The sequence below is a fragment of the Paenibacillus sp. GM2FR genome (genome assembly GCF_002803325.1).
Classification (GTDB): Bacteria; Bacillota; Bacilli; order Paenibacillales; family Paenibacillaceae; genus Paenibacillus_AQ; species Paenibacillus_AQ lautus.
In genome coordinates this window covers 2,523,649-2,549,239 of sequence record NZ_MKZM01000008.1, presented here as the reverse complement: position 1 = coordinate 2,549,239, position 25,591 = coordinate 2,523,649, and the positions used below count along the sequence as shown (strand labels likewise).

23 protein-coding genes are annotated in these 25,591 nt (G+C 51.4%); 18 read left to right on the top strand and 5 right to left on the bottom strand.

The annotated features are described in order from the left end of the window. Positions 1-27: 27 nt before the first annotated feature. The 7 genes from iolD (at position 28) to PAEVO_RS11405 (ending at position 8,883) form a co-directional block, all read left to right on the top strand. Positions 28-1,893, top strand: a complete 1,866-nt coding sequence (iolD, locus tag PAEVO_RS11435; RefSeq protein WP_100537653.1) for a 3D-(3,5/4)-trihydroxycyclohexane-1,2-dione acylhydrolase (decyclizing) — start codon at positions 28-30, stop codon at positions 1,891-1,893. Between the two features lie 79 nt (positions 1,894-1,972). Continuing rightward, entirely contained in the window at positions 1,973-2,887 is a 915-nt protein-coding gene (gene iolE / locus PAEVO_RS11430; RefSeq protein WP_100537652.1) for a myo-inosose-2 dehydratase, read from the top strand. 252 nt (positions 2,888-3,139) lie between these two features. Continuing rightward, positions 3,140-4,153 carry a 5-dehydro-2-deoxygluconokinase gene (gene iolC, locus PAEVO_RS11425; protein WP_100537651.1) on the top strand — a complete coding sequence of 338 codons (1,014 nt, stop codon included), beginning with the start codon at positions 3,140-3,142 and terminating at the stop codon, positions 4,151-4,153. Positions 4,154-4,401: 248 nt separating this feature from the next. Then, on the top strand, positions 4,402-5,847 hold the full coding sequence (locus tag PAEVO_RS11420) for a CoA-acylating methylmalonate-semialdehyde dehydrogenase (RefSeq protein ID WP_100537650.1): 1,446 nt from the start codon (positions 4,402-4,404) through the stop codon (positions 5,845-5,847). A gap of 24 nt (positions 5,848-5,871) precedes the next feature. Next, positions 5,872-6,903 carry an inositol 2-dehydrogenase gene (gene iolG, locus PAEVO_RS11415; RefSeq protein ID WP_100537649.1) on the top strand — a complete coding sequence of 344 codons (1,032 nt, stop codon included), beginning with the start codon at positions 5,872-5,874 and terminating at the stop codon, positions 6,901-6,903. A gap of 65 nt (positions 6,904-6,968) precedes the next feature. Further along, positions 6,969-7,769 (top strand): 5-deoxy-glucuronate isomerase, encoded by an 801-nt coding sequence (gene iolB, locus PAEVO_RS11410; RefSeq protein WP_100537648.1) that lies wholly within the window; start codon positions 6,969-6,971, stop codon positions 7,767-7,769. A 103-nt stretch (positions 7,770-7,872) separates the two neighbouring features. Next, positions 7,873-8,883, top strand: a complete 1,011-nt coding sequence (locus tag PAEVO_RS11405; protein ID WP_207797471.1) for a LacI family DNA-binding transcriptional regulator — start codon at positions 7,873-7,875, stop codon at positions 8,881-8,883. A 208-nt stretch (positions 8,884-9,091) separates the two neighbouring features. Here the strand turns inward: PAEVO_RS11405 and PAEVO_RS11400 are convergent, their stop codons facing one another. Next, a complete protein-coding gene (locus PAEVO_RS11400; protein ID WP_100537647.1) occupies positions 9,092-9,928 on the bottom strand; it encodes a helix-turn-helix transcriptional regulator in 837 nt (278 codons plus the stop codon). Between the two features lie 199 nt (positions 9,929-10,127). Between PAEVO_RS11400 and PAEVO_RS11395 the strand changes: the two genes are divergently transcribed. After that, positions 10,128-11,813: a glycoside hydrolase family 2 protein gene (locus PAEVO_RS11395; protein WP_100537646.1), complete on the top strand. Its 1,686-nt coding sequence runs from the start codon at positions 10,128-10,130 to the stop codon at positions 11,811-11,813. A 70-nt stretch (positions 11,814-11,883) separates the two neighbouring features. Further along, positions 11,884-12,474 (top strand): TetR/AcrR family transcriptional regulator, encoded by a 591-nt coding sequence (locus PAEVO_RS11390; RefSeq protein WP_100537645.1) that lies wholly within the window; start codon positions 11,884-11,886, stop codon positions 12,472-12,474. A 134-nt stretch (positions 12,475-12,608) separates the two neighbouring features. Here PAEVO_RS11390 and PAEVO_RS11385 read toward each other — a convergent pair whose 3' ends face one another. Then, positions 12,609-13,589, bottom strand: coding sequence for an oxidoreductase (locus PAEVO_RS11385; protein ID WP_100537644.1), 981 nt, complete (start codon positions 13,587-13,589; stop codon positions 12,609-12,611). Between the two features lie 170 nt (positions 13,590-13,759). Between PAEVO_RS11385 and PAEVO_RS11380 the strand changes: the two genes are divergently transcribed. After that, a complete protein-coding gene (locus PAEVO_RS11380; RefSeq protein WP_100537643.1) occupies positions 13,760-14,176 on the top strand; it encodes an Lrp/AsnC family transcriptional regulator in 417 nt (138 codons plus the stop codon). Between the two features lie 186 nt (positions 14,177-14,362). Here PAEVO_RS11380 and PAEVO_RS11375 read toward each other — a convergent pair whose 3' ends face one another. Beyond that, positions 14,363-14,971, bottom strand: a complete 609-nt coding sequence (locus PAEVO_RS11375) for a TetR/AcrR family transcriptional regulator (RefSeq protein ID WP_100537642.1) — start codon at positions 14,969-14,971, stop codon at positions 14,363-14,365. A 224-nt stretch (positions 14,972-15,195) separates the two neighbouring features. On the opposite strand from PAEVO_RS11375, the gene PAEVO_RS11370 reads away from it, so the two are divergent. The 4 genes from PAEVO_RS11370 to PAEVO_RS11355 all read left to right on the top strand — a co-directional run bounded on the left by PAEVO_RS11370 (position 15,196) and on the right by PAEVO_RS11355 (position 19,492). Continuing rightward, complete coding sequence (locus PAEVO_RS11370; protein ID WP_100537641.1) at positions 15,196-15,954, top strand: SDR family oxidoreductase; 759 nt, start codon at positions 15,196-15,198, stop codon at positions 15,952-15,954. A 196-nt stretch (positions 15,955-16,150) separates the two neighbouring features. Next, a complete protein-coding gene (locus PAEVO_RS11365) occupies positions 16,151-18,154 on the top strand; it encodes a Na+/H+ antiporter (protein ID WP_100537640.1) in 2,004 nt (667 codons plus the stop codon). A gap of 129 nt (positions 18,155-18,283) precedes the next feature. Further along, the gene (locus tag PAEVO_RS11360; RefSeq protein ID WP_100537639.1) at positions 18,284-18,733 is read left to right on the top strand and encodes an RrF2 family transcriptional regulator; all 450 of its coding nucleotides are present in this window, start codon (positions 18,284-18,286) and stop codon (positions 18,731-18,733) included. 123 nt (positions 18,734-18,856) lie between these two features. Then, positions 18,857-19,492 carry a nitroreductase family protein gene (locus PAEVO_RS11355; RefSeq protein ID WP_100537638.1) on the top strand — a complete coding sequence of 212 codons (636 nt, stop codon included), beginning with the start codon at positions 18,857-18,859 and terminating at the stop codon, positions 19,490-19,492. 130 nt (positions 19,493-19,622) lie between these two features. On the opposite strand, the gene PAEVO_RS11350 is transcribed toward PAEVO_RS11355, so the two are convergent. Further along, positions 19,623-20,246, bottom strand: a complete 624-nt coding sequence (locus PAEVO_RS11350) for a TetR/AcrR family transcriptional regulator (protein ID WP_100537637.1) — start codon at positions 20,244-20,246, stop codon at positions 19,623-19,625. A 167-nt stretch (positions 20,247-20,413) separates the two neighbouring features. Between PAEVO_RS11350 and PAEVO_RS11345 the strand changes: the two genes are divergently transcribed. Continuing rightward, the gene (locus PAEVO_RS11345) at positions 20,414-22,651 is read left to right on the top strand and encodes an MMPL family transporter (RefSeq protein WP_100537636.1); all 2,238 of its coding nucleotides are present in this window, start codon (positions 20,414-20,416) and stop codon (positions 22,649-22,651) included. A 122-nt stretch (positions 22,652-22,773) separates the two neighbouring features. Here the strand turns inward: PAEVO_RS11345 and PAEVO_RS11340 are convergent, their stop codons facing one another. After that, positions 22,774-23,652, bottom strand: a complete 879-nt coding sequence (locus PAEVO_RS11340) for a LysR family transcriptional regulator (RefSeq protein ID WP_207797470.1) — start codon at positions 23,650-23,652, stop codon at positions 22,774-22,776. Between the two features lie 107 nt (positions 23,653-23,759). Between PAEVO_RS11340 and PAEVO_RS11335 the strand changes: the two genes are divergently transcribed. The 3 genes from PAEVO_RS11335 to PAEVO_RS11325 all read left to right on the top strand — a co-directional run bounded on the left by PAEVO_RS11335 (position 23,760) and on the right by PAEVO_RS11325 (position 25,504). After that, on the top strand, positions 23,760-24,326 hold the full coding sequence (locus tag PAEVO_RS11335) for a chromate transporter (RefSeq protein WP_100537635.1): 567 nt from the start codon (positions 23,760-23,762) through the stop codon (positions 24,324-24,326). Next, a complete protein-coding gene (locus tag PAEVO_RS11330) occupies positions 24,326-24,880 on the top strand; it encodes a chromate transporter (RefSeq protein ID WP_100537634.1) in 555 nt (184 codons plus the stop codon). Before PAEVO_RS11335 ends, PAEVO_RS11330 begins: the two co-directional genes overlap by 1 nt. A 378-nt stretch (positions 24,881-25,258) precedes the next feature. Continuing rightward, entirely contained in the window at positions 25,259-25,504 is a 246-nt protein-coding gene (locus tag PAEVO_RS11325; RefSeq protein WP_100537633.1) for a hypothetical protein, read from the top strand. Positions 25,505-25,591: the final 87 nt, after the last annotated feature.

Genomic DNA, 25,591 nt, shown 5'->3' with positions numbered 1-25,591 from the left:
TGAAAAGCTGAAAAGGAGATGAACCGGTTGACGACGACACGATTAACGATGGCGCAAGCACTGCTGAAGTTTTTGGATGCACAGTATATTTCTGTTGATGGAGTGGAGACGAAATTCGTGCACGGGGTGATGGGGATATTCGGACACGGGAATGTAACCGGTCTTGGTGAGGCCTTGGAACGAAGCCCGGGAGACCTGGTTTATGTTCAGGGCAAAAACGAACAGGGTATGGTGCATACCGCCGCGGCATATGCAAAGCAAAAAAACCGTCGGCAGATATGGGCCTGCACCTCGTCCATCGGACCCGGTGCGCTCAATATGGTCACCGCCGCAGCTACGGCAACGGTAAACCGCATCCCGATACTGCTGCTGCCTGGTGACAACTTTGCCTGCCGCCAGCCTGATCCGGTGCTGCAGCAGATTGAGGCCCCGTCGGATTACACCGTGTCGGCCGCAGATGCATTCAAGCCGGTGAGCCCGTATTGGGACCGGATTTCCCGGCCGGAGCAGCTTATCGCGGCCGTCCGGCAGGCGATCCGGGTGCTGACCGATCCGGCGGAGACGGGGGCGGTTACGTTGGCACTGCCTCAGGATGTGCAGGCCGAGGCGTACGAATATCCGGATTCGCTGTTTGAGAAAACGGTACACGTCATCGACCGCCGCCCGCCGTCGGCCGAAGGACTGAAGCGCGCGGCGGAACGGATTGCAGCCAGCAAGCGTCCGCTCATCATTGCCGGAGGAGGCGTGCACTACAGCGAAGCTGCCAAGGATCTGGCTGCATTTGCGGAAGCTTTCGGCATCCCGGTTGCTGAAACGCAGGCCGGGAAAAGCGCGCTTTCCTGGAAACACCCCCTGAACCTCGGCGCCATGGGCGTAACGGGCTCACTGGCGGCGAATCGCGTCGCGGCGTCTGCTGATCTGATAATCGGCGTCGGCACCCGGTATTCGGACTTTACAACGTCCTCCAAATGGGCGTTTCAAAGGGAGGACGTATCGTTCCTGAACCTGAATGTCAACAGCGCGGACGGCGCCAAGCTCGGCGGCGAAGCACTGATTGCCGATGCGAAGGAAGGGTTGAAAGCGCTGCATCAGAAGCTGTCTCGAGACGGCTATCAAGCGGGTTACGAAGATAGCGAGCTTGCCGGTTTGAAAGCGGAGTGGGACAGCGAGGTGGACCGCTTGTACGCTGCCGAGCATCCGGACGGCTTGTCGCAGACGAGAGCCCTTGGCGTCATCAATGAGGTCATCTCCCCATCTTCCGTCATCGTCTGTGCGGCAGGCAGTCTGCCGGGAGACCTGCACCGGTTATGGAGACCTTCCGAACCGAAGACGTACCACATGGAGTATGGCTTCTCCTGCATGGGGTACGAGGTGAGCGGGGCCTTGGGTGCGGCCCTCGCGGAGCCGGACCGTGAAGTCTATGCGCTGGTTGGCGACGGCAGTTACCTGATGATGCACTCGGAGCTGGTCACCAGCTTGCAGGAAGGGCGGAAGATCACGATTTTGCTGTTCGACAACCACGGTTTCCAATGCATTCATAATCTGCAGCGGAGCAACGGCAGCGACGGGTTCGGCAATGAGTTCCGACGCCGCGAAGAGAGGACTGGCCGCTTGACCGGAGCGTACCTGCCGATTGATTTTGCCGCGCACGCGCGTGCGCTCGGCGCTAAAGCCTACAAGGCCAACACGCCGGAGGCACTGCATGAAGCGCTGCTCTTGGCGCAGAAGGAAAACGTGACGACGCTGATCGAGATTCCGGTCGTTCCGGGAACGAACACCGACGGTTATGAGTCCTGGTGGCGCGTAGAGGTGCCGGAGGTGTCGGCCTCAAGCAAGGTGACCGAGGCGCAGCGCCAGATGGCGGCCCGAAGCAAGGAAGCAAGGCCCTACTAGCGGCTGGAGCAGGTGCCATACTATTTGGCCCGGAGCAAAGAAGCAAACCTCTACCAAACAAAGCAAAGGAGCGATGGTCATGAGTGACAGGCTGTTCAAGCTAGGGATTCATCCGATTAACTGGGTCGGCGAGGACGTTAGGGAGCATGGAGACGACACGACATTTGAGATGATTGTGAATGATATTGCGGCTTTGGGTCTGACAGGCACGGAGATGGGAAGGAAGTTCCCCAAGGATCAGGCAGTGTTGAAACGGGAGCTGGATGCGCGCGGCATTCAGCTGGTCTCCCAGTGGAAGTCGGTGCTGTTCTCCGATCCCGACTATCGCAAGCAGGAGCTGGAGGATTACCGACGGCACGCGGAATTTCTGGCTGGGTTCGGCAGCAAGGTCATCAGCACGGCGGAGGTCGGGGGATCGCTGCACTTCGATCCCCGCCGGACGCCGAATGAGAGCATCGTTCTCCGTCTGGATGACGCCGGATGGGAAAGCCTGGCGGAAGGACTGAACCAGGCTGGAGAGATTGCGGCAAGCTACGGCATGAAGCTGGCTTATCATCATCATGGCGGCACGGTTGTGGAGCAGCCGTACGAGATTCACCGGCTGATGTCCATGACGGACCCTTCGCTGGTGTCTCTCCTGTACGACACCGGTCATGCCTATTACGGAGGAAACGACCCGCTGGAGCTGTTACGCAAGCATTATGACCGGATCGCGTATATCCATCTGAAGGATATCCGGCTTGATGTGCTGGAACAGGCGCGCCTCGACAACTGCGATTTCGTAAGCTGCATCCGCAGGGGCGTGTTTACGGTTCCTGGCGACGGATGCATCGATTTTGCGCCGATTATCGGAGAGCTTGTTGATCGCGGCTATGACGGCTGGGCGATGCTGGAGGGTGAGCAGGATCCTGCGCTTCATCCGGCCAAGGAGTATGCTCAACGGGCGATTGAATACCTGGACGGCCTGGAGGACCTGACGAAGATGCAGGGCTGAAGACCAAGGCTCGAGGGTCGAGCCAGGCTCAAGGCGATGCGACTGAGTTCGAGGGTGGAATCGTAACATACTTATCTGACACCAGTAACTCATTCAAGTGCGGGCGGATCGAGCTGGGAGTGTCTACCGGTTGGAAGTATTTCTGAACTGTAAGTATTACGAGAGCTGCAAGTGATTACGGCCATTGGCGAACGGAGTCATGAATTCATATGAATGCTCAGCCGCGGCTGATCTGATCAAGGAGGTTTATCCATGAGTGAAATCACGTTCAATAACGCAAAGCCGATGGATTTTGTGGCAGTAGGGAGGCTGTGCATCGACCTGAATGCCAATGAGATTAACCGGCCGATGGAGGAAACGACCACGTTTACCAAATATGTCGGAGGATCACCCGCCAATATCTGTATCGGGATGGCGCGTTTGGGCCTGAATACAGGCTTCATCGGCAAGGTGGCGAACGATCAGATGGGGCGTTTTATTACAAAGTACCTCGAAGATAACCGAATTGCAACGAAGGGCGTGACAATCGATCGTACGGGAGCCGTAACGGGTCTGGCCTTTACCGAGATCAAGAGCCCGACCGACTGCAGCATTCTGATGTACCGCGACAACGCCGCGGACTTGCTGCTGGAGACGGGAGATGTGAGCGAGGAGCTGATCGCATCCGCCAAAATGGTACTGATCTCCGGCACCGCGCTCGCGGCCAGTCCTTCCCGGGAGGCCGTGTTTCTGGCTCTGGACTATGCCAAGCGCCACGGCGCCGTGATCGCGTTTGACCTCGATTACCGTCCGTACACATGGAAATCCCCGCAGGAGACGGCAACCTATTACAATTTAGCGGCGGAAACATGCGACATTATTCTCGGCACGCGCGAAGAGTTTGACATGATGGAGCAGTTCGGGGGCAATCCGGAGCGCAGCGATCGCATCACGGCGGCCAAATGGTTTGATTATAACGCCAAGATCGTGATTATCAAGCACGGCAAGGAAGGCTCCATCGCATATACCCCAGGCGGTGCCAGCCATACGGCTCGGAGCTTTCCGGCGAAGGTCATCAAGACGTTCGGGGCGGGGGATTCATACGCTGCCGGCTTTCTGTACGGCCTGATGCAGGACTGGACCATCGAGCGCTGCATGGAATTCGGCAGTGCGGCGGCTAGCATCGTCATCTCCAGCCACAGCTGCTCCGATGCGATGCCGACGAGCACGGCGGTTCACGATTATATCGGGCGCTGCAAGCGAGGCGAGATTACTGCCAATTCCTGAGTTTAGTCCATGGTTAGGGTTTTATTGAGTTTTGTCATCACTGATATTTCGTGTTCTTAAGATTTCGCGTACTTAGGTTTTCGTGTTTAGAGATTAGACCTGTTTTTGAGATTCCCCATGTTCGTGAGACTACACACTTTTATTAGATTTCACCTATTCTTGTAATTTTGCCAATTCATCTTTTCTTACAGAGCAGAGTTTTCATTTTGTCTATGCTCACAGATCCAATCGAAAGGGGCAAAACAGCCATGACGCAAACCCTGAGCAATTATATCGGGGGACAATTCGTTCCATCCCGATCCGAAACAACCGATCCCGTATACAATCCGGCAACGGAAGAGATTCTTGCTTACGTCCCGTTATCCACGAAAGAGGAAGTGGATGAGGCCGTGCAGGCTGCCGCCAAAGCGGGGCGTGCCTGGGCCAAGACGGCCGTTCCTCGCCGCGCGCGCATTCTGTTTAAGTATCAACAGCTGCTGGTGGAGCATTGGGAGGAGCTGGCGCGCCTGATTACGGCGGAGAACGGCAAAAGCTATGCAGAAGCCTACGGCGAAGTACAGCGCGGCATCGAATGCGTGGAGTTTGCCGCCGGTGCGCCTACGCTGATGATGGGCAAGCAGCTTCCCGACATCGCCACCAACCTGGAGTCCGGCATGTACCGGTATCCGATCGGCGTAGTGGCGGGAATCACACCGTTCAACTTCCCGATGATGGTACCGTGCTGGATGTTCCCGCTCGCCATCGCTTGCGGCAATGCGTTCGTGCTGAAGCCGTCGGAGCGCACGCCGCTCTTGGCACAGCGTCTGGCGGAGCTGTTCGCCGAAGCCGGTCTGCCGGACGGCGTCCTGAACGTCGTTCACGGCGCGCATGATGTGGTCAACGGCATTCTGGAACATCCCGGCATCGCTGCCGTATCCTTCGTTGGCTCCCAACCGGTGGCGGAGTACGTGTACAAAACCGCTTCTTCCCACGGCAAGCGCGTGCAGGCTTTGGCGGGGGCGAAGAATCACAGCATCGTGATGCCGACTGCCGACTTGGATGGGGCCGTGACCCAGATCGTCAGCGCGGCCTTCGGTTCTGCCGGCGAGCGCTGTATGGCCTGCTCCGTCGTCGTGGCAGTGGGCGACGTGGCGGAACCGCTGATGGAGAAGCTGAAGCAGGCGGCCGATGAGATTACCATCGGCAATGGAGCGGACGAAGGTGTTTTCCTCGGGCCGGTGATTAGGCAAGCTCACAAGGAGCGCACGATCCGTTATATCGAGGCGGGGGAGCAGGAAGGTGCCAAGCTGGTGCGCGATGGACGAAGCGACGAGGCCGTGAGCGGTGACGGATATTTTGTCGGACCGACGATTTTTGATGAAGTGACCAGCGAGATGAAGATTTGGAAGGACGAAATTTTCGCCCCGGTGCTGTCCGTCATGCGTGCGGAATCGTTGGAGGAAGCGATTGAAATCTCCAACCGCTCGGACTTCGCGAATGGGGCCTGTCTGTTCACGCAGAACGGCAGCGATGTGCGCCAGTTTCGTGAGCATATCGAGGCCGGCATGCTGGGCGTCAACCTTGGCGTTCCTGCGCCGATGGCATTCTTTCCGTTCTCCGGCTGGAAAAACTCTTTCTATGGGGATCTGCATGCGAACGGAACGGACGGCGTGGAGTTCTATACCCGAAAGAAGATGGTGACGGCGCGCTGGTAGCCCTTAAGCAGAGGAGACGTTCATATGAAAACCATTAAAATCGGAATCATCGGTGCCGGACGAATCGGCAAAATTCATGCGGATCATCTGCTGGGCATGCCCGGCGCGGAAATTGCGGCCATCGGCGACTTGTTCGCAGGCGACGAGCTGCAGGCCTGGGCCGTGGAACGCGGCATTCCTATGGTTACCACTAATAGTAACGATATCATGGAGCATCCGGATATCGATGCCGTGTTGATCTGCTCCTCGACGGATACGCATGTCCCGCTGATCAAGCAGGCCGCGGCGAACGGCAAGCATATTTTCTGCGAGAAGCCGGTCAGCATGAGCGTGGATCAGACCCGCGAGGCGCTGGCGGCCGTGAAAGCGGCCGGTGTAAGTCTGCAGATCGGCTTCAATCGTCGGTTTGACCACAACTTCAGCCGGGTACGGGAGATTGTGTCCGAGGGAAGAATCGGGAAACCGCATCTGATCAAGATCACCTCGCGCGATCCAAACCCGCCGCATCCGGATTACATTAAAGTGTCCGGCGGGCTGTTTATGGATATGGCCATTCATGATTTCGACATCGCTCGTTATCTATCGGGCAGCGAGGTCGTCGAAGTGTACGCCCAGGGAGCGGTATTGGTGGACCCTGCTATCGGGGAGCTGGGCGACATCGACACCGCCCTCACAACGCTGCGGTTTGAAAGCGGTGCGCTTGGCGTCATCGACAACAGCCGCAAGGCCGTCTACGGTTATGATCAGCGGATCGAGGTGTTTGGCTCCGGAGGCAGCGTATCCGCCGATAACGACTATCCAAGCACCGCTGTTGTCAGCGGTCCGGACGGCGTCACCCGCGATAAACCGCTGCATTTCTTCCTGGAGCGGTACAAGGAAGCGTACATGAACGAGACACGGCAATTTATCGACAGCTTGCAAAACGGGACGCCGGTGCCGGTCAGCGGCCATGACGGCCTTCAGGCGGAGCTGATCGCCCTGGCGGCTAAGCGCTCGCTGCTGCAAGGCCGCCCGGTGAAGCTGGTCGAGCTCACCACCGGCATATCGGCAGGCTAAACCCGAAAAAGGGTAGCCGTCGGAGCTTCATCATTTCCAGAGCAGAACCATAAAGGAGGAACACCATGCCGAACTTAATTGTACCCATTACGAAGCCGGACCTGGACGGGCGCGTGCTATCCATTACGCCGCAAAGCGCAGGCTGGGTATATGTGGGCTTTGAAGTTTTCCGTTTAAGGGAAGGACAGACGCTGAACCGCGCCACGGGAGATCAGGAAGCAGCTCTTGTTCTGCTGACCGGGCGAGCCGACGTGAAGGCCGGGGGAGAGAGCTGGGACAACATTGGCAAGCGCATGAGCGTGTTTGAGAAGACGCCTCCCTATACGGTTTATGTACCTGCACACAAACAGTACGAGGTCACGGCACGAACCGAGGTGGAACTGGCAGTGTGCCTGGCCCCTGGGAAAGGCACTCATCAGGCCCGACTCATTGCACCGGAGGATGTCGGCGTGGAGAACCGCGGGAGCGGGAGCATGTCGCGTCTGGTGCATAACATTTTGCCGGAGCAAAAGCCGGCGGACAGCCTATTGGTGGTCGAGGTGTTTACGGACGGGGGGAACTGGTCCAGCTACCCGCCGCACAAGCATGACCGCGACGAGCTGCCGGAGGAATCGCTGCTGGAGGAAACCTACTACTTCCGGGTTCAGCCGGAGTGCGGTTTTGCCGTGCAGCGGGTTTACACCGATGACCGTTCGCTGGATGAAACGATGGCGGTCAAAGACGGCGAGGCCGTTATGGTGCCCGAAGGCTACCATCCGGTATCCGCGCCTCCCGGGTATGATGTGTATTACTTGAACGTCATGGCGGGGCCGAAGCGAATATGGAAATTCCGCAATGATCCGGATCATGATTGGCTTATGAGATAAAAGTGTCCGAAGGCTGCATTAAGGGTAAGACGGTCTTGCGCTAAATGAGTTGAAAGCTCATAATAAATTGAAATACCAAAATTAAACAAATGGAGCACAAGGGATGATAAGAGCGACTATTTATGACGTTGCGCGTGAAGCCGGCGTCTCCATTGCTACCGTCTCTCATGTCATGAACGGCAAGGGCAAGATCAGTCGTGAACGGCGTGAGGAGATTCTGGATATCATGCAGCGCCTGAATTATCGACCGAACGCGATTGCCTCAGCCCTTGCAGGCAAAAAAACCTATACCCTGGGATTGCTCGTCCCCGACATCTCCAACCCGTTTTTCGCCGAGATTGCACGCTCGGTCGAGGATCATGGGCATCAGCTTGGATACAGCGTGATCATCTGCAGCACGGACAACCAGGAAGAGAAGGTAAAGCGCTATGTTAGTCTGCTGAGACAAAAGCAGGTGGACGGCGTTATTATCGGTACGGGCATATCCCATGGTGAGCTGCTTAAGCCGCTTCAGGAGCATTCGCTGGCTATAGCGCTTATCGCCCGGGACAATCCGGCACTTGGCGCCAGCAGCGTCCGGGTTCATGATTTGGAAGGGGGGCGACTGGCTGCCGAGCATCTGCTTCGTCTGGGTCACCGAAGACTGGCGGTACTAGCCGAGCATGAGCGGGTGACGAGCAGCAATGAGCGGGTAAGGGGATTTGTCGAAGCTGCCGCCTCGCTCGGTTTGGGGCCTTCTCCCGACTATATTGCAGCCTGTGACCATAAGATCGAGGATGGATATCGCCGAGCCAAAGCTATGCTGGAGCTGGAGGAACGGCCTACGGCGCTGTTTTGCTGCAACGACCTGCTGGCGATCGGCGCCCTTCAGGCGATCCGCGAGCTCGGGCTGCGCGTTCCGGAGGACTGTTCGGTCGTCAGCTTTGACGATACGATCCTGGCCCGGGTAACCGATCCGCCGCTCACCGTTATTGCCCAGCCGATGGAACAGATGGGTCGACTGGCGGTGGATCTAGTGGTCAGGAATCTGTCCAGCCAGGGAGAGCCTGCACAGCGGATTGTGCTCCCTCCGGAGCTGATCATCCGCCGATCCACGGCCCCGCCGCCGGCATAAAATCTTCTGGAAGATTTTATGGTCCACATAGGAATTATTTTGCACGTAAAACGGGCTACAGAGTTGTTATAAAGGGGGGTTGGCCGTCTATTTGCTGCTGATCTGCTGAATAACGTCTCTTAAGTCCGTTTTTTATTTAGAACCTCATTCGCTTGCATAAGTTGCTTTAGATCCGAAAGGTACACTTCGAGACACCAATCAGCAACCATTATGGGTCTGAATGATTCGCATGTTTTGAGGTTTTGCGGAACGCTGCGGGTGCCATCCCTTTGTACTTATGAAACGCTTTACTGAAGTGAAATTCATCATGGTACCCGCATGCGTTGGCGATGAACCTCAGCGTATACGACGTGTATGCCAAGTAACGCTCTGCATGCCGCATACGGATGTCGGTCAGGTAGTCCTTGGGAGAAACATGTAGATGCTTCATGAACAGCTTTCGCAAATACGACTCCGAAATGGCATGTCTCTTCGCTAATGCTCCAATATGAAGCGGATCGGCGTAATGGTCCTCGATGTCTGATTTAATCCGTTGGTATGCCTCATATGCGGGCTCTATGAAAGGCGGCTTGTTCTGCTGATGTAATCTGGCGATCAGCCTTAGCAGAAGGGCGCTGCTCTCCAGCTCACTCTCCGTATTCCCGGGAACCCAAGTCCTTGTCAACTCGCTGAAAGCATGGTCCATCCCGATGGCCTTCTCGCCTAGATAATGAGCCATAAATGGGATTTCAAGCCGCTGAACGCTTTGAGGGAACTGCCATTGAGACCGGCAATGATGAAGGCTGCAGCATTCAAACAGCACCATGCTAATGGTAAGAGGAGTTTCCGGCGCGCTCTTCATCCGCATCTGCAAGCCCGGTTCCATGTAAAACAGCATGCCTTGACTTACCGGATATGCTTGATCCGTATGGAAGATCCCGCTGCCTTCATGGATCCAGTAGAAACTGTGCACGGCCGTGTTATTACGGATATCTGACCAATCGGAAGAGGTTGTCTTCCGGAAGGTCCAGTTGATCCTTACGACCAAATCTCGTGCTTCATACAATGCAGTTCAGCCTCCCATTCGATAGGCGATATATTAAAAGAATAACTCAGGATCACGATATTCGCTAGAACGCCAGGAGCGATTTTTACATGTTTTGTATCGGCTTTTCTATGGAATACGCTGTTACAATAATCTAGTGTTATACCTATCCGGACTTGGGGGAAACCTCAAAGCCGCATGATGGATAGGAGGAGAAGAGATGCTGCGATTATTTGATACCCACCACATTCGAACGTGCAAGGAACTGGAGGGTTTATGGGAGTTTGCACCGGCAGCCAGCATGGGGGAGCGACCAGCAAGCTACAATGACAAGCTGCCTGTTCCCGGTTGCTGGGAGATGCACCCACACTTTGGGAACTATAGGGGAGTCGGGGTATATCGCAAAATGATCTCGCTGTCTCGGAAAACCAATTTGCGAATCGAATTTAAAGGGGTCAGTCATACGGCACATGTCTATTTCAACGGGGAATTGGCAGTTCGTCATTATAATGCCTATACCGCCTTTGACATGATCATCCCGGAAGTTCAAGCCGGTGAACATGAACTGCTGGTGTACGTGGATAATTCCTTCAACGAAGAATCGGCCCTTCATGTTCCTAATGATTACTATACGTACGGCGGCATCATTCGACCGGTTGCCCTGGAAGAGATAAGCGATTTATACATTGAAAACGTCATGTTCACTCCATATCAACAGGACGGGATTTGGCACGGTTCTTGGAAGGTAGTGATCCGAAACATTGGAAACCTTGTGAAGAAAGGATCACTCCGCGGTACGCTGGCTGAGGTCGAGGAACCGCTCGGAAGCTTTGAAGCGAAGCCAGGCGAGCGGGTCGAAATTATAGCCGCCGTATCCTATCCAGGCATATTGGAATGGTCGCTGGACGACCCGAATTTGTATGTACTGCGAGCGGTACTTGCGGTTGATGATACCGATTGCGATGATTGGCTGGACCGCGTAGGCTTTCGTGAGGTAACCACGCATAACGGAAAAATCCAATTGAACGGCCAGGAGCTCGTATTCAAAGGCGTTAACCGGCATGAGGATCATCCCATGGCCGGTTCCTCGCTTCCGCTGCCACTCATGGTAAAAGATCTGGACCTCATTACGGATCTTGGGTGTAACTCCGTTCGAACGAGCCATTATCCGAACGATGAGCGATTTCTCGATCTATGCGATGAACGAGGTATTGCGGTGTGGGAAGAAAATCACGCCCGCGGTTTGAGTCTGGAGCAGATGTTGCACCCGAATTTCGGTTGGCAAAGCGAGCAGGTGACTCGTGAAATGGTGCAGCAGCATTTTAACCACCCGTCCATCCTTATATGGGCCATTCTGAATGAATGCGCCAGTCACACCGAGGAGGGGAGAGCTCACTACGAGAAGCAGCTGACCATCATTCGGGAGCTTGATCCAAGCAGGCCCCGGTCCTTCGCTTCCCATCACCGGGATCAGGAGAAATGTTTTGACTTGGCGGAAATCGTGTCGTTCAATCTCTATCCAGGCTGGTATACCGACGAGAATCCGGGGGAACTGGCGGATCTGGCCAGGGGTTGGGCTGATGCGCTTGGCGGAGAAGGAAAACCCATGATCATAAGTGAATTCGGAGGGGACGGGTTCTACGGATTCCGCAGTCCGAATCGGGAGAAAGGCTCCGAGGAGCGTCAGGCCGATATTATCGCGGGTAATCTGAAGGCATACATGGAGCGTGAATACATTTCCGGCATGTTCATATGGCAATTCAGCGATTGCCGAGTGACGGAAGGGCTTGGCTGGCTGCTGAATCGTTCATGTACGCGGAACAGCAAAGGCATCGTGGATGAATATCGTCGTCCGAAGCTGGCGTATGAAACCGTTCGACGAATCTTTTCGGGGGGAACCCCATAATATTTGACTGAGTGGTACATAAACCCTATACTTTTAGGTAACACGATTATGTTCAAAAGGGATGAGGGGAATGACCACGAACGGAAGACCGCGTGAGTTCAAGAAAGATGCGGTCATTGGTGCGGCCATGGACGTATTCTGGTCCAAGGGTTATGAAGCGAGTTCTACGCAAGAGCTGTGCGAGAAGACAGGGCTGGGTAAAGGGAGCCTGTACAATGCGTTCGGCAGCAAAAATGAGTTATTCGAGCAGGTGCTTCAGCGTTACAATGATGAAGGCTTGGAGATATCCAGAGAGATTTTGGGCCGTTCCATTCCGGTTAAGGAAAGGCTGCGCGCCTTGTTTGAATGGGCGATCGGCATGGATTTTTCAGACCCGAATCACCGCGGCTGTATGGCGGTTAATATCAGCATGGAACGAGCGGGGCGGGACCCGATGGTTGAACGGATATTCGGGCAGTATATTTATGATCTCGAGGAAGACTTGATCAGCGTGATGGAAGAGGCGATTCAATCGGGGGAGATTCCGGCTGAGCGCTCTGCGAAGCAGCTGGCCAGCTTATTCTTAAGCAGCTACTATGGACTGCGGGTGATGAACTCCGCTACGATGAATCGCGAGCTGGCCGATCGAATCGTCGAAAGTACACTCGACGCTATTTTCTAGAATGTAGATTAAATTAATCGGTATTAATGAAAAGGCCGCACCCCAAGGTGGTTCAAACCTACCTTCGGAGACGGCCTTTGGCTTTTCAATTGAATTGCGCAAGTAAACGAATAGGTCACTTGAGATCGTAGCCTTTAAGCTAAGGACAGCATTTGTTCACCGAAATTTGCATCTTCCAGCAATGGGCGGCCGATGGCTATCATATCTGCCATCTCATCTGCTAGAATGAAATTGGCGAACGCTGGTGTGCGGATATTGCCGACCGCGATCACCGGTATTTTTACATATTGTTTGATCACCGCAGCATAAGGTGTTTGGTAGCCTTCCGGTGTGGCTAAAGGTGCCGCAGGAACGAGACCGCCCGAAGAAACATGCACGGCATCCAGTTCGGATTCCAGGTACGTCAAGGCGAGCGCAACTTCTGCTGGTGTCAGGCCGCCATCGGCGAAGTCGGATGCAGAAACCCGCAATTGCACCGGGTAGTTGATCCCTACTTCGGTTCGTATGGCGCCCAGAATTTCTTGGATCAATCGGACTCTGTTTTCCAGACTTCCTCCATATGCGTCCGTTCGCCGATTCGACAGCGGAGAGAGAAATTGATGGAGCAGATGCCCGTGGGCGGCATGAAGCTCGATTCCATCAAAACCGGCCTGCAGGCTTCGACGGGCTGCCATCCGAAACTGGTCGATGACTGCGTGAATGTCCGCTTGGGACATCGTTTGGGGCAGTCCATACTCATCATCGTAGGCAATCGAACTAGGGGCTAACCTTTTTTCGGTGACTGTGGGCCATCCTTTTCTACCGGCGTGGGTCAATTGGATGAAGATCGGCGTTCCTTTCGCATGGACGGCATCGACAATCCTGCGTAGGGGAGCAGTATGCTGCTCAGTATATATCCCGATATCGTCCGGGAACAGCCGGCCATTTGCAGACACGACGGTAGATTCGATAATGATCAAACTGACATGTTCGGCCCGTTCACTGTAAAACTTCACATGGTAATCCGTTGCATAAGAATCCGGCGTTCCTTGATGTTGCTGCATAGGAGCCATGATCATTCGGTTCTTCAATCGTACCGTTCCGATTTGTATGGGATCGTGCAGGGTGATTGTCATTGTATATTCCTCCTTGAATGAATGATTGTTAACCTAGTTCCATTGTATAAATCGGAGCCCTATAGTTACAGGTTAAAATCAAGGCATCCCTACCGTATTACTTTGAATTTATAGCGATTTCGTCCATTCGACTTTGAAATTGAATTTGGGTAAAGCAGAGGAGTGTAAACATGGATCAGATCGATCTTCAAATCTTGGAGCTATTAAAACATAATGCAAGAATCTCCTTCTCCGAATTGGGAAGAAAGGTCAATATGACGCAGCCTGCGGTATCCGAACGCGTGAAGCGTCTGGAGGAGAAGGGCGTAATTACGGGGTATCGTGCGGTTCTATCTCCTGACAAAATGGGGAAGGGCGTAACGGCCTTCATCCTGATTCAAGCCAGCCATTGTGACCGGCTGACGGCATTCGCCAAACAGTCGCAGGAGGTCGCCGAGATTTACCAAGTCAGCGGGCTATACAATTTTCTTATGAAAATCGAAACAGCTTCCATGAAGTCTCTTGAAACCTTCATTTATCAGTGCAGCGAGTACGGCCATACCACGACGATGACGGTTCTCTCCATACCTCTGGACCAACAAGCATAAGAACATCCGCCGTGGATAAGTCTGTTTCACGATCTGGACCAGATTGGCGGCAGGAGGCGTTGTAAAAATAACTGTTAACTCAGCAACCAAAACCATCAACTAAAACCATCAACCCGTTCAATTTACGTTTTGAACGGGTTGATGGTTTTTCTACGTTATTTTTCTAACGTCATCTGCTCACCGATTTCAAGTATGATCCGTGCGCTTAATCTGTGTTCTTACGCTTCTCGGCCTCCAGTTAATCATGAGAACCAGCTGATCCCTCATATAAGGGACGGAATAGTGGAAATTGTTCTCGATCCAGTGGAATACCAGGCCGATTAAGGCGTGCATGTTGTAGATGATGAGAAGCTCATGATTTAGCTCCTCGTTTGGATAGTCCAAGTCCTCCAAGGCGATTTGCTTTAATGCCGAGAACATTTTATCCCGGACTAACGGCAGCACATCGCTTTTGAACAGCGACGTATACACGCCGGCATTCTGATGAATATGATCAAATATTTTTACCGCATTGGCGGGCAGCTCATCGATATGAAATACGTCGACTTCCCCGTAAGGAGCCCTGAAGGAAGCGATCAGTTCCTCCATTAAAGGAGTCAGGATATCATCCAGAAGAGCCTCTTTGTTGTCGTAGTGGGTATAAAAGGTTCCTCGATTGTAATTGGCTAGCTCCACGATTTCCGTAATGGAAATGCTGGAGAAGCTCTTCTGGGAGAGGAGTGATAGGAGCGCTTGCTTTAAAGCTTCTTTGCTGCGGACGATGCGACGATCGGTCATTTTATTGCTCGTTTGCATAGATTCGATTCCTTTCGGTTAAAAATATAACGAATTTAATAGTTAAAATATAAACAATTTTATGATTTTTGTTCGGTATCGTACATTTCCACGTTTTTTAATGATTGTGACCTAAATCATACTACGATTATACTAGAATAGACATATGTCGTGTATTGTACAGCTGTTGAATGTTGTCCCTGATTTCCAAAATGATATCACAACCAATAATGGGGGTATGGAACATGAGATTATCTGGTAAAGTTGCGATTGTTACAGGTGCCGCTTCCGGTATGGGAAAAGCGACAGCGGAACTGTTTGCTGCCGAAGGCGCAAAAGTTGTCGTGTCCGACTTACGTCTTGAGGCGGCTCAGGCGGTTGTTGACGGAATTACAGCGAAAGGCGGCACGGCCCTGGCACTGGCAGCGAATGTGGCCAAGGAAGAAGAAGTGCAGCAGCTGGTGGATGCCACCGTTAATGAATATGGAACGCTTGATATTTTGATCAACAATGCCGGCATTATGGACAACTTCGTACCGGCTGCAGATGTAACGGATGAGTTGTGGGATCGCGTATTTGCCATTAATACAACCGGACCGATGAGAACCATTCGTAAATCGTTGCCCATCTTCCTGGAGAAGAAGAGCGGAGTCATTGTCAACATTGCTTCTGCTGGAGGTCTTATGGGATCCAGAGCAGGTGCAGCGTATACGGCGGCTAAACATGCCGTTGTCGGATTGACCAAAAATGTCGGTTTTCAATATGCAACGCAGGGAATCCGGTGCAATGCGGTTGCTCCAGGCGGCGTCAGTACGAACATCGGCACCACCATCAACGCGCCGAATTCGTTTGGCATGGAAAGAGCGATGGCTGGAATGAACTTGAACCCGCGGGCAGGCGAACCGGAAGAGGTCGCGAAGGTGGTATTGTTCCTCGCTTCCGATGAAGCCAGCTTTGTAAACGGTACGGTGGTTACAGCCGATGCAGGCTGGACGGCATATTAATAAGCAATCACTAGCTCAAGGGCTTTCTAAAGGACCTCTCCTTTAGGAAGCCTTTTTTTTGTAAGGCAGCATGACGGTTGAAACTTCTCCAACTCATAAATAAACCTTTCCGATTCTACACAACCTAAATCCGTCTACTGACGGATATGCCCATGCTTACATAGGTTATTCTTCTCGAGGAAGGAGCAGATGCATTGTGGAAATATTTCTTATGGTACTTATTTTTCTCGTCCTTGTCGGTATTTCCAACATCATCAATCGATTTCTGCCATTCATTCCTGTCCCGTTGATCCAGATTGCGCTTGGGATCGGGGCCGCCTATATCCGCGGTTTCCATCACGTGCCGCTGAATCCGGAATTGTTCATGGTCCTGTTTATCGCACCGCTCTTGTTTAATGACGGGAAGCTGACCCCGCGGAGCGAGTTATGGAAGCTCAGGTCCAATATTCTGCTGCTGGCGCTAGGCCTCGTATTTGCAACGGTTCTGATCGCGGGACCTTTCATTCATTGGCTTATTCCGAGCCTACCGTTATCGGCTGCCTTTGCATTGGCGGCAATACTGTCGCCTACCGATGCGGTTGCGGTGGGCTCCCTGTCAGGCAGGGTGAAGCTGCCGGGAAAAATCATGCATTTACTTGAAGGCGAAGCGCTCATGAATGATGCGTCCGGTCTCGTGGCATTTAATTTTGCGATTGCGGCTACAGTGACGGGTTATTTTTCTTTAACGAATGCGATCGGCAGTTTTTTTGTCATTGCGGTTGGAGGCATCGTTGTCGGGGCGCTTCTAGGATTTCTTGTGATCTGGTTCAGAATGCTGCTGCGCCGGCTCGGAATGGAGGATGTCACGCTTCATATGCTGATCATCATTCTGACGCCATTCATCATCTACCTCATAGCCGAAGAATTTCATCTATCCGGGATTCTGGCTGTCGTTGCGGCGGGTGTTACCCACGCTGTGGAGAGGGATCGTATGCGATCGGCATCCATTAAGCTTAGAGTTGTATCAGACAGCACCTGGTCCGTCATTCTGTTCACATTAAACGGGCTGGTGTTCCTTCTACTCGGGCATGAAATCCCGGGGGTCGTCAATCAAATATGGAGTGACCCTGCCTATAACAATGGACAAGTCGTCGGTTATATATTGCTGATTACGGCTGTACTGATATTGCTGCGCTTCGTATGGGTATGGGCTTCAACGAACCGTCAGTTCAAATCTTCCCTGCTGACCGCACTATCGGGCGTACGGGGGGCATTGACGCTGGCCGCGGCTTTCTCCATTCCGCTCACCCTTGCGGATCATCGTCCTTTTCCAGAGCGAAGCTTAATGTTATTTATCTGCGCGGGCGTCATCCTCTTAACGCTGGTCATCGCAAGTGCTCTGCTTCCGCTGCTGACACGTGAGAAACATGCGGATTCGGCTGTGGCCATCGATCGCGAGAAAGAAGCGCGGCTTCATATGCTGCAAGCGGGAATACGAACCGTGCGGGAAGAAATGACGGATGAAAACAGGGAGGAGGCGGTTCAGCTCATCTATGCGTATACCAAGCGGCTTCAGCAATCTCAAATCACGGATAAAAACGACATGCGAGCGTTCTGGGAAGCCACGATCGCAGTCAGAAAAATCGGACTTACTGCGGAACGGAACGTTGCAGAAATATGGCTTAAGGAAGATAAAGCTTCTGCAAGGGTCGCGGAGCAGTTCCTTTCCTCGCTGAACAAAGTCGAGATGCTGCTTACCAGCCGATATAAGTTCAAGCTGCTCACGAAGACTGTATGGCGGAAAATGAAGCGCCTGTTGAAAAAAAACGAGGCCAAAGAAACGCCGATGTCTCCGGATCATCCGAATTGGGACATGTATAAGGCATTGAAGCTGGCGGCAATTCGTGCAGCGATACATGAGATCCAAGCAGTGAAACCGGCGCCGAGGCAGGAAATCCTGCAAGCGGTTATTGCAGACTACCGTGCAATGGAGCATTTTCTTCAGAATGATCGTGTATGGAGCCGAAGAAAGCAGAAGCTTAGCAGTGAACGCAGAGAACTGGAACTAAAAGCCATTCAGTCAGAGCGAAACGAGATCCAAAACATGTTCGAACAGGGCGATATTGACCGGGCATTAGCGAGCCATTTAAGAATGGATGTGAATTACCGTGAGGCGAATTTGTATGAGTCTCAAGCCTTGGTTGAAGACGAGGGCCATTAGACGATGGTCCTTGTTGTTCTTGATGGAGTGTCAGGTTTACGTTACAATAATGAAAAGCTTGATGGGAACCACAGCTAAAGCTGCAGAATACCTATTAAAGGCAATTCCAATCTTAAAGGGGGTAGGAACATGAGCATCCATAAAGAAGCGGCCTCCAAAAAATCGACAATGGCCTGCCCGTCCACTTATAAAACCTTCAGTCTGGCCGTACAGGCGCTGGTTACGCTTGAACGTCACTCCGGCAAATGCTCAAGCGGCGATATCGCATCGTATCTGCATTCGGAATCGACTTTGATTCGACGAGTGCTGAAAACACTTGCGCAAGCCGATATGATTGAATCGCGTGAAGGAAGAGACGGCGGATACCGGCTAAAGAAGAATGCCTGCGACATTACGCTGGCTGAAGTTTACTCGATTCTTCAGGTCCACAGCTCCATCAGCGACAGTATGCTGGATGCAGCTTCCGGACATTGTTTTGCCGAGGAAATCAAGGAATCCTTTGTCGGAATTTTATCCGAGATTGAGGAAAGCACCCTGAAAATACTGGAATCCCGCACGATTGCGGACATGGCTCAGTGAACCGTTCAAAATGTTGTTGACAAAGAAATTCAGTCTGCTATATACTGTGCATAAATCAACACAGTTAACTCGCGATTTAAACTGTGCAAAAAAATGCACAATATAATTTTGGAGGGAAAAACCATGTCAACAATAACAAAATCCGATTTTCAAACCGTGATTCGGGAACGCCACTCGGTTCGTCAATATGACCCGTCGGTAAAGATTCCAAGAGAAGAGATGGAAGCCATCCTTAGGGACGCTACACTGGCACCTTCCTCAAGCAACCTTCAGCCATGGCGCTTTCTGGTGATTGATGATGCTGAGCTTTTGAAGAAGCTGCATCCGATTGCCAACAATCAGGAGCATGTTCTTCAAGCCTCGGCCGTCATCGCCGTATTGGGCGATCTGAAATGGTATGAAAAAGGCGAGAAGATTTATTCCATGTCTGAAGAAGCCGGTTATATGACTGAAGAGGTGAAGGAGCGCTTCATTTACACGGCCGAAAATATGTATGCGAACCTGGATCCATCCGTTAAAGAAAGCATCGTGGATGTGGATGCCGGATTGATCTCCATGCAGCTGATGCTGAGTGCACGGGCCAGAGGGTATGATACGGTACCGATGGGCGGATATAACAAAGTTCAATTCGTGGAAGAGTTCAATATTCCTTCCCATTATCGCAGCGTCATGTTGATTGCCATCGGGAAAGCAGCTGCTCCAGGTCGGCCAACGGTAAGATTGCCGCTTGAAGACGTTGCTTTCTGGAATGAAATCTAAAACATAAGCAAAAAGAACGGAGATCCTGTTTGATGATCTCCGTTCTTTTGCGTTGATATGATCGATGCTCATGATTCGTGAACTAAATCTCTTGATTCATGTGTGAAGCATGCAGTTATAGAGCAGCGTGTTACTTCGGAAGTTTCACTGCTCCGTGCAAGAATAGATCTACGATCTCAACAGCCATATCACGAGGGCTGGCATAACCGCTTCGGGTATCTTCACGATTGCCCAGCATCAGCATCGCCGAAAAAGCCTGCGCCATGAGCAAAGGATTGCCTTCCCGAAGTTCACCAGAACGCATGGCTTGATTAAACCGATCGGCGATGACTTCATGAATGCGCTGTTCCGCCTCACGGATAGCGGCCATCTGCTCCTGGGATAAAAAAGGCTGTGCTTCCCGCATCATGGTCTCCATCTCGGCATGCGGCTTGGCAATCTTCGCTTCGGCTACCCGGATCAATCCAGACTCTAGGGTATCGGCTTCCTGCAGAAACTGACGAGTAGAAGCATAAGCTTTATCTAGAATCGTGGTTACCGCTATTTTAAACAGCTCGGGTTTACTTGTGAAATGATAGTAGATGGAAGCCTTGGTCACTTGGCAAGCCTTCGCGATCTGCTGCAAGGATACGGGCTCGTAGCCATTTTCCATGAATAACTTGGAGGCGGTCCAGAGGATGGTTTCCTGGATAGGAGCCTGATCGGCAGCTGCTTTGGGACGCCCGGGATTTCGGGGGTTTCGTATTTTTGTCATGATGACCTCCTGTGTATAGTGTAAGACATGCAGGTCGTTTTTTCAAAATGAATATTGAAAATTAACCTACCGGTATATATAATTAATTTGCGCAGTTTGTTTTCAGTCTTACTAAGAAAGAAACAAGATCATGATAAAGAACATCACGGAATGGAGAGGATCTACAAATGCACGGATCAGGACCGAATTACGGTAAATGGGTTGCAGGGAAGCGAAGCAAATGGGTTACGCTCTGTGTATGGGTACTCATCGCACTGGCGTTGAATTTGCTATGGCCGGCTGTTGCAGATAAAGAGGATAACAATGCAGCCAACCTGAAGGAGGATGCTCCATCCGTCATAGCGGAAGCCATTGCCGATAAGGAATTTCCTAGCAACGGGGGAGTACCGGCTCTCATCGTGTGGCATAAAGCCAATGGATTGAACGAAGGGGATTTAACCAAGCTGCAGGAGTTGACGGCGAGCCTGGAATCCGATCCGCTCCCGTATCAAACCTTCGTTGTTCCTTTCCATCAGCTGCCTCCGCAGGCTTTAAGCGCCCAGTTGTCAGAGGATCAGAGCACGCTGGTGATGCCGCTATTTTTTGAAGAAGACCAGGAGACGGACCAGTTGAAGGAAGGAACGGCAGAGCTTGAGAAGCGCTCGGAACAATTGCTGGGCGATAATCCGTTTCAGACGGCCATCCAGAGCGGAGACGGAATCAGTGCTCGCGTAACAGGTCCGGTTGGAATCTCTATTGATGCAACCGGATTGTTTGAGGATGCCGACGTGTCGCTCATGATTGCAACCGTGCTTCTGGTGCTGATATTGCTGCTGCTGATTTACCGTTCACCGATTCTTGCCCTAATCCCGCTTGTAGCAGTCGGTTTTGCCTATATGGTAACTAGCCCGATTCTCGGTTTTATGGCGGATCAAGGCGTAATCACCGTGGATTCCCAATCCATCGCCATTATGACCGTGCTGCTCTTTGGAGCCGGGACGGATTATTGCTTGTTCCTGATTTCGAGATTCCGCCAGCTGCTATGGCATGAACCCGATAAACGCAAAGCCTTGTTCCAGGCGATTACGAGTTCATCGGGCGCCATCGCGATGAGCGGCTTCACGGTTGTTTTGTCTCTATTTGCGCTGCTTCTGGCTCAGTACGGGGCATACCAACGATTTGCGGTGCCTTTCAGCTTGTCAATTCTGATCATGTTCATAGCCAGTCTGACATTGGTACCGGCATTGTTGGCTATTTTCGGGAGAGGTTCCTTTTATCCTTTCATTCCGAGAACGCCGGAGATGCAAGCGGAGCGCGCCAAGAAAAAAGGAAAGCCGGTTCCTGCACCGCACAAAGAGAAGGAGAGCCGGATCGGCCGTATGGTGACAACGAAGCCATGGACCGTCGTCTTGGTAGCATTAGTATTGCTGGGTGGACTTGCGACCTTCTCATCCCAAATCAAATTCACCTACGATCTCCTATCCTCATTCCCTGAGGATGTTCCTTCCCGCGAAGGATTCACCGTCATCGGCGAACAGTTCTCCGAAGGAGAGCTTGCGCCGGTTCGGCTGATGGTGGATGGCGCCGGGCAAGCTTTAGATCTTGAAGAACGCCTGAAGGCTCTGGATTATGTGGATCGTGTATCCGAACCGCAGAATGGGGCGGAGAATAACGATATTATCGGTTATGAAATCGAGCTATCCATGAATCCTTACTCTATGGAAGCGATGCAGCATATTCCGGATCTCAGGGAGATCGCGGAGGTTTCACTTGAGAAGGCAGGAGTCGAGAATCCGGCGGAAGCCGTGTGGATCAGCGGTCAAACGGCTACCCAGTATGACACGGAGATCGCGGGAGAACATGATGCCAAACTGATCATTCCCGTCGTTATCGGCTTGATTACGCTGCTGCTTCTGGTATATCTGAGATCGATTGTAGCAACCGTCTATCTGATTGCCACAGTCATCTTGTCTTATTTCTCCGCCTTGGGGCTTGGCTGGATTATCATTCATTACGGTTTGGGGGCAGAATCCATCCAAGGAGCCATACCGCTGTATTCGTTTGTATTCCTGGTCGCGCTGGGCGAAGACTACAACATATTCATGATTTCGAGCATATGGCAAAAACGGAAGCAGATGCCGCTGAAGCAGGCGATTAAAGAAGGCGTGGGCGAGACGAGTTCGGTTATCACCTCAGCCGGTTTAATCCTGGCAGGGACCTTCGCCGTACTGGCCACGCTTCCGATTCAAGTATTGGTACAGTTTGGGATCATAACGGCCATCGGTGTTATGCTGGATACGTTCATTGTAAGACCCTTCCTGGTACCCGCGATCACAACGCTCCTGGGCAAGTGGGCTTTCTGGCCAGGCAAACAACAGTTGGTTACCGAAGAGAAATCTACATTGACCGTTGAGAATAAAGCGTAGCCTTAACTTAATAAGGATTTCTTGTGACAACCACCTCATCTTAAGGTTATGTAAGAGATGAAGGTGGTTGTTGCCGATTTTGACGTGTGTGAAGGGGGGGTTAGTAAGATAAGGAGAAGGCTTCATGACATCGTAGATTCTATGTGCAAAAGAAGGGCCCTTAACGGAGTTGTCAGATATTTATCTCGATGGTGAACGGCAAGCAATTCATTTCTCAACAAGAGGTCTTGAACAGACAGTGAAATCAATTCCCCCTGCAATAGCTGCTCACTTACAAGAACATCAGGCAAAATCGTGATGCCGAATCCAGCCTTGGCAGCTTCGATCAATGCTAGGGAATTTACGCTTGTCCAGGCAGGTTGCGCGGTATGTCCGGACAAATAAAGAACGCTGTCTAAAGTATCGCGGATCGCACTTCCCTTTTCACGCAACAATAGTTTTTCAGAGCAAAATTGTTGCAGAGTCAACTCGTTGTGCGTGATGAGATAGTCAGGGGCGCACACAACATATAACGGATAGGAAGCAAAAGGGATGCATGTAAAAGGCCCTTGGGGAGCCGCACCTTCAATCAAAGCGATGTCAGCTTTGCCGTTTCGCAATATTTCAATGGCATTCGCTGCGCTGACCACATCGACATGGATCAGTATATCAGGCCAATCTTTTTGAAAGGCTTTCAAGATTTTTGGTAACCAGAACGCTGCAATGGTAATGCTGGAAACGATGTGCAGGGGAGCTTGTTTTTCCAAACAGCTAATCCGTGCATCTAATGCTTCGCACGAAGATAGAATCGGTGTAACTTCCTCCAGCAAAAGCCGGCCGCTTTTTGTAAGCTGAACGCTTTTTGAAAGTCGGTCAAACAAAGCGGTTTCTGCCTTTTCTTCCAGTTCACGTATGGCATGAGAAACTGCCGATTGCGTGATATATAACCTTTCCGCAGCCCTTGTGAAGTTTCCCGTTTCTGCTACTGCCCGAAATATTTCAAAATGTCGAAGAGTCATCATTGATGCTTCCCCTCTCATGAATAAAACTAATCGTTATTGCAAAATAATATCATTTTACTAATCGATCATCAACCTCCATAATAACAGGGTGACAAGGAGGCGAACTGATGATAAGCCAAAGAACCAAACTATATCTCTGGCTTCTGGGCATAAATTTGTTTATCAGCACATTTACATTTGGCGGTGGGTATGTTGTTGTTCCGATGATTCGGAAGTATTTTGTATCCAGGAAAAAACTACTCAGCGAAGATGAACTCATTAATATGGCTGCTATCGCACAGTCCTCACCAGGAGCAATCGCAATCAACTTGTCAACTCTCGCAGGGTTTCGGGTAGCGGGGATGACGGGCGCTGTAATCAGCTGTATTGCTGCTGTCATTCCATCCCTCGTCATATTGGGATTCATCTCTACGTTCTATGTTGCGTTTGCGGCGGATCCGTTAATCTCCGCAGTATTGAGAGGAATGCAGGCAGGCGTTGCAGCCCTTATCGTTGATTTCGTTGTGGATATGTGCAGTATGATGATCCAAGAACGTTCTCTATTTCTTACTCTGATGATTCCGGCAGCATTTTTAGCGAATTTTATCTTTGAAGTCAATGTAGCCATTATCCTCATCTCGTGTTGTTTTTTATGCATAGTGCGAGTGCGGCTTAATGAAAGGCGGCAGAAATAATGGGGGAACTATTGAAACTGTTATGGGTCTTTTTTCAAATCGGTTCGTTCAGTATCGGGGGTGGGTACGCCATCATCCCGTACATTCAGGAACTGGCAGTTCAAAAATACGCATGGGTATCACAAAGGGTTTTTACCGATATCATTACCATTTCGCAAATGACACCCGGCCCATTAGCAGTAAACACCTCCACATTTGTTGGCTTACAGGTCGCGGGGATACCGGGCGCAATGATTGCAACTTTCGGCTGCGTGATTTCAGGTGTCGGCATTTCTATTTTGCTGTATCGCTTTTTTCAAAAATTCAATAAATCGATCTATGTGTTTGAAGCTTTGAATGGCCTGAAGTCGGCTTCACTGGGGCTTATTATTTCGGCTGCTGCAACCATATTGCTAATGACGTTTCTTGGGACTTCAGCAATAAACGTGGCTTCTAAAGTGAATGGGATTGCTGTAAGTGTATTTACAGGATCTTTGTTTGTATTAAGAAAATGGAAGATGAACCCGATCCTTCTCATGGTTCTGACGGGGATACTGGGAGGCATTATTTATTAAAAAAAGCTTCGCGGCTCGTCGCGCAGAAAACAGCGGAGCTGATACTCCGCCGTTCCGCAAGTGTTAGTAGGATGGGATCGAAGTTATCCGATCGAGGAGGGATCAAGGAGCCAGGTTCCGGCTTGTTTGAATAAATGCTTGCATAGCATACGTTTTTCGCGCTTGTTTGTGTGATCTCAAACATAACTTATGTTATGTAAACTAAAAATTAAAATCAGTTAATACGAAAAATATAGCATATAGCAGAAGGGATGGGATTTCATGGAAATGATCATATCCTCACTTTACTTAACTGGATTTTAGGCTGCCTTCATCTCTCGTTAAGGTTTGGACCTTATACTAAGTATGTCACTACAAGTGATGGAAGGAGCAACGCAGATGAATAAGAAAAACAAAATGAGCATGTGGTCGATAGGACTTGGGAGTGCTTTTCTGATGATGATGCTAGCTAACCATGACAATGTGCATGATGGACAAGCCCGATCCGGTATCGCTTCAAGTGCAGCTAGATCCAATGTGGCCATCCAATCCGTTAATAAGAGCTCGGCAGTCAAAATGCCCGAGAACCAGGAAATCACCCCCGAAATGATTAATCAATTCTTAAAATTAGTGGCAGAGACATAAGATCATGTGATTCTCTATACGTAAACGGTTTTGAAGACCAGTCCCAAGCTCAGGGGGCTGGTCTTTTTGGCGCGGGGTTCAAAAGAG